General features: G+C 68.3%; 5 protein-coding genes. 1 reads left to right on the top strand and 4 read right to left on the bottom strand.

The window, feature by feature from the left end:
- Positions 1-11 precede the first annotated feature (11 nt).
- Complete coding sequence (locus tag PKH97_RS13475; protein WP_324388035.1) at positions 12-1,529, top strand: UDP-N-acetylglucosamine 1-carboxyvinyltransferase; 1,518 nt, start codon at positions 12-14, stop codon at positions 1,527-1,529.
- A gap of 99 nt (positions 1,530-1,628) precedes the next feature.
- Here the strand turns inward: PKH97_RS13475 and PKH97_RS13470 are convergent, their stop codons facing one another.
- The 4 genes from PKH97_RS13470 to PKH97_RS13455 form a co-directional block, all read right to left on the bottom strand.
- Positions 1,629-2,312: a lysophospholipid acyltransferase family protein gene (locus PKH97_RS13470; protein WP_324388034.1), complete on the bottom strand. Its 684-nt coding sequence runs from the start codon at positions 2,310-2,312 to the stop codon at positions 1,629-1,631.
- 29 nt (positions 2,313-2,341) lie between these two features.
- Positions 2,342-4,201 carry a 1-deoxy-D-xylulose-5-phosphate synthase gene (gene dxs / locus PKH97_RS13465; RefSeq protein ID WP_324388033.1) on the bottom strand — a complete coding sequence of 620 codons (1,860 nt, stop codon included), beginning with the start codon at positions 4,199-4,201 and terminating at the stop codon, positions 2,342-2,344.
- A 219-nt stretch (positions 4,202-4,420) separates the two neighbouring features.
- Positions 4,421-4,801, bottom strand: a complete 381-nt coding sequence (locus PKH97_RS13460) for a hypothetical protein (protein ID WP_324388032.1) — start codon at positions 4,799-4,801, stop codon at positions 4,421-4,423.
- A gap of 22 nt (positions 4,802-4,823) precedes the next feature.
- Positions 4,824-5,057 (bottom strand): hypothetical protein (locus PKH97_RS13455; protein ID WP_324388031.1); only part of this gene is annotated, 234 nt, incomplete at its 5' end.

Here is a 5,057-nt window from a genome sequence, read left to right as displayed (position 1 = left end):
CTGACGACTATTTGGCCCGCATCGGCAACCTCATCCGGGACGCTCGGCGTCACAAGGGCATGACCCAAACCGACCTCGCCGAGCTCCTCGGCACCAGCCAGAGCGCTGTCGCACGCATCGAACAGGGCGGCCAGAACCTCTCCCTGGAAATGCTCGCCCGGATCGGCGAGGCCCTCGACAGCGAGTTCGTCTCGCTCGGGCACAGCCAGCCTCAGCACCTGCGCGTCGTCGGCGGCGCGCAGCTCTCCGGCTCGATCGACGTCAAGACGTCGAAGAACGCGGCCGTCGCCCTGCTCTGCGCCGCGCTGCTCAACAAGGGGCGCACGACCCTGCGGAGCCTGGCGCGCATCGAAGAGGTCAACCGGATCATCGAGGTCCTCAACTCCATCGGTGTCCGCACCCGCTGGTTGCCCGACTCCAGCGACCTCGAGATCACGCCCCCGGCGCGCGTCGACCTCGACGCGATCGATATCGAGGCGGCGCGGCGCACGCGGACCGTCATCATGTTCCTCGGTCCGCTGCTGCACGAGTTCGAGGGCTTCCAGTTGCCGTATGCCGGTGGCTGCGACCTCGGCACCCGCACCGTCGAGCCGCACCTGGTCGCGCTGCGCCACTTTGGGCTGAATGTCGCTGCGACGCAAGGGTTCTACGACGCCGATGTCAGGATCGGCCAGGGGCCGCAGCGTCCGATCGTGCTCACCGAGCGCGGCGACACGGTCACCGAGAACGTCCTGATGGCCGCGGCCCGCCACCCGGGTGTGACGGTCGTCCGCAACGCCTCCTCCAACTACATGGTCCAGGATTTGTGCTTCTTCCTGCAGAGGCTCGGCGTGCAGATCGACGGCATCGGCACGACGACGCTGACGGTGCGTGGCGTCGCCGACATCGACGTCGATGTCGACTACCAGCCGAGCGAGGACCCGATCGAGGCCATGAGCCTCCTGGCTGCTGCAGTCGTCACCGACTCCTCCATCACCATCCGCCGGGTGCCGATCGAGTTCCTCGAGATCGAGCTCGCGACGCTGGAAACGATGGGGATGAAGTACGACGTGACGCCGGAGTACGTCTCGGCGAACGGGCATACGCGCCTGGTCGACCTGACGACGATCCCGGGGCCGCTGAAGGCGGCCGCCGACAAGATCCACCCGCTGCCCTTCCCCGGTTTGAACATCGACAACCTGCCCTTCTTCGCGCTGATCGCCGCCAAGGCCGAGGGCACGACGATGATCCACGACTGGGTCTATGAGAACCGCGCGATCTACCTGACCGAGCTGACCAAGGTCGGCGTCAACGTCCAGTTGCTCGACCCGCACCGCGTCATGGTCACCGGGCCGACCGCGAAGTTCCGCGCGGCCGAGGTGGTCTGCCCGCCCGCGCTGCGCCCGGGCGTGGTGATCCTGCTGGCCATGCTGGCCGCTCCGGGGACGTCCGTGCTGCGCAATGTCTATGTCATCAACCGCGGCTATGAGGACCTGGCCGAGCGCCTGACCGCCCTCGGCGCCAAGGTCGACACCTTCCGCGACATCTGAGGCTCCCTAAACCTTGCTAACACACGTTAGGTGACGTCCAGCAGGGTAGACCTTGCTGGAGGTGCCCTAACCGCTGCTAGCAGAGGTTAGGGACGGGGGTCAGGCATCCCGGGAGTCGGTCTCGGCGCGGGTCGGGTAGCGGTCGACATACTCCTGGCCGGTGAGTTCCTGGATGCGGCGCATCAACTCGTCGGTGACCTCACGCCAAGCCGCGGGGTCATCGGCCCGGCCGCGCCACGGGGTCAGGTCGAGCGGGGTGCCATAGGCGATCCGGATGTGCCCGCGGCGCGGCAGCAGCTTGCCCTTGACCGTCAGGCCGCGCGTGCCGAGCACACCGACAGGCACGATCGGGACCTCGCGCGGCAGCGCCACCCGCGCCACTCCCGTATGCCCGCGGTGCAGCCGCCCGTCCGGCGACCGCGTCCCCTCGGGGAAGATCGCGACGACCCCGCCCGCCTCGAGCAGGTCGCGGGCGGCTGCCAAGGCGGGGTCGGCCGTCTTGGCGCTCTCGGGGTCGATGGGCAGCTGACCGATCGCCCGCAGGAACCAGCCGAGCAGCCGGCCTCCGATGCCGCGCCCGGCGTAGTACTTGGACTTGGCGGCATAGACGACCTTGCGCGGGGCGCCCATGCTCACCCCGACCGGGTCGAGGAAGTTGACGTGGTTGGCGGCCAGGATCACCGGGCCGGTGCGCGGGATGTTCTCGCGCCCGGTCCACCGCATGCGGAAGTACCACCAGGCGATCGGCCCCACGCCGACGAATTTGAAGAACCAGTACCACATCGCTCGGTTGCTCCCCGCGTGCCGAATGATCAGATCAGTGCGTTGGCGACGGTGTCCGGGGTCAACCCGATCACCTCGAGCACCTGCCCGCGCGACGCGTGGTCGAGGAACGCTCTCGGCACGCCGAAGGTCCGGACCGGGACATCGATATCGTTGGCGCGCAACGCAGTCGAGAGTTGCGAACCGATGCCGCCGACCTCGAGCCCGTCCTCGATCACGGCAACACGCGACGCCCGGGCGCACAACGTCACCAGGTCCGGCGCGACCGGGATCACCCAGCGCGGGTCGACGACGAGCACCCGGCGACCCTCGGCAGCAAGCTTGTCAGCAACCGTGATCGCCGTGGGAACCATCGAGCCCACCGCGACAATGAGCTGTTCGATGTCGCCGCCGTCGGTATGGTCGGCCATCACATCGAGCGAACCCTCCTGCCGAAGCGACGTCAATGGCGCGGCCACACTGCCCTTGGGGAAGCGGATGACGGTCGGCGCATCACTCACCTCGACAGCCTCACGTAGCGCGGTCCGGATCGCTGCCCCGTCACGAGGGGCCGCCAGGCGCAGCCCCGGGACTGCCCCGCAGATCGCCATATCCCACATCCCGTGATGCGATGCGCCGTCGGGACCGGTGATGCCGGCGCGGTCCAGGACAATCGTCATACCAGCCCTGTGGAGGGCGGCGTCCATGAGCACTTGGTCGAAGGCCCGGTTGAGGAAGGTCGCATAGACGGCCACGACCGGGTGCAGGCCGGCATACGCCAAGCCGCTGGCCATGGTCACGGCATGCTGCTCGGCGATGCCCACATCGATGATCCGGCCCGGATAATGCTTGGCGAAGTCACCAAGACCCACCGGAATCATCATGGCGGCGGTGACGGCCACGAGGTCGGGGCGCTCAGCGCCCAGGGCGACCATCTCGTCGCTGAACTCGTCGGTCCAACTGCGTCCGGCGATCTCGAAGGGCAGACCGGTCTCGGAGTTGATGACACCGACGGCGTGGAACTGGTCGGCCTCGTCCTGACGCGCCGGCTCGTAGCCGCGGCCCTTCTGGGTGATGACGTGCACGATGACCGGGCCGCCGAAGTTCTTGGCGCGGGTGAGCGCTGCCTCCAGCGCGAGGGGGTCGTGCCCGTCGACCGGCCCGATGTACTTCAGCCCGAGGTCCTCGAAAAGTCCTTGCGGCGCAACGACATCCTTGATGCCCTTCTTGATGCCGTGCAGGGCGCGCTCCATCGGCATCCCGACGACAGGCGTGCGCCGCAGCGTCGTCTTGCCCCACTCCAGGAAGCTCTCATACCCCTGCGTCGTCCGCAGCGTCGCCAGGTGCTCAGCCAGCCCGCCGATCGTGGGGGCATAGGACCGCTCGTTGTCGTTGACGATGAGCACGAGCGGCAGTTGCTTCTCGGCGGCGATATTATTCAGCGCCTCCCACGCCATGCCGCCGGTCAGGGCACCATCACCGATGACCGCGACCGTATGCCGTGTCTTCCCCCCCGCGATCGCGCGTCCCTTCGCGACGCCGTGAGCCCAGGACAACGAGGTCGAGGCGTGCGAGTTCTCGACGATGTCGTGCTCGGACTCGGCGCGACTCGGGTAGCCGGACAGCCCACCCTTGGCCCGCAGCGCACTGAAGTCGTGACGGCCGGTGAGCAGTTTGTGAACGTAGGACTGGTGCCCGGTATCGAAGATCACCGCGTCGCGCGGGGAGTCGAAGACCCGGTGGATGGCGATGGTCAGCTCGACGACCCCGAGATTGGGTCCTAGGTGGCCACCGGTGCGCGACACGGCGTCGATGAGGAAGTCGCGGACCTCCTGGGCCAGGGGCGCGAGTTGCTCGGGGGCGAGCGCCTTGACGTCGGCCGGTCCGTTAATGCGATCCAACAAGGCCACGATCGGCGCCAGTCCTTCCGAGCGGAGAATTGCGCGCCGGGCCACGCGCAACCCTTCGAGTTTACGGCGTGGTCGGGTCGATGACGTGCAGGCGCTGAGCGGACCTGGCATCCAGCTGCAGCGCCGAAGCGGTGGGCCACAACTATGAACCGGCCTCTCGACGACCCTGAACCGGCCTCTCGACGACCCTGAACCGGCCTCTCGACGAGGGGGGTGGGGTCAGAGCTTGGCGACGAAGGTCTTGCCCTGGAGGGCTTCGTGGATCAGTTGGGCGCCGCGGGCGGCGGCGAGCAGGCGGACACCTTCGTGCTCCAATCCGCTCATCATCTCGGCAATGCCCTCCGGCGGAACGAAATCGCCCATCTCCACCCGTGCCTCGCGGTAGGCCTGACGCATGGCGATCAACTGCGCGTCAATGTGGCGCTGGGCGAGCCAGGCCAAGGCGATCGGGTGGCGACGCCAGCCGGCATACGCACGGTAGTCGGCGGGGCAGTGGTCGAGCAGCCAGGACACGGCCGGGATCTCCCACCCGTCGGCCTGCGGGGGCGGCACGGCACCCGGCCACCCGGGAGGCCCCGCGAGCGGACGATTGTCGTACACATGTTCTATCCTAGTGCAGACCTCAAGAAATATCGACGGCCACGTCGACGGGCAAACCGGTCACGCTCGTCTCGCCCTCGGCGTCGATCTCGACCCCGAAGCTCGTGGCTCCGAAGCGCAGGCCGGTCACGCGCATCGGGCCGAAGGGTGGCGGCGACATCGGCCGGAGACTGACCCGCCGCCCGGGCACATCGACGGCCAAGCCGAGGACGCCGGCGACGATCGCCGCCGCGGACGCCGCCGACCAGGCCTGCGG

The organism is Nostocoides sp. (genome assembly GCF_035343835.1).
Taxonomy (GTDB): Bacteria; Actinomycetota; Actinomycetes; order Actinomycetales; family Dermatophilaceae; genus Nostocoides_A; species Nostocoides_A vanveenii.
This window is presented reverse-complemented; position numbering and strand designations above follow the sequence as displayed.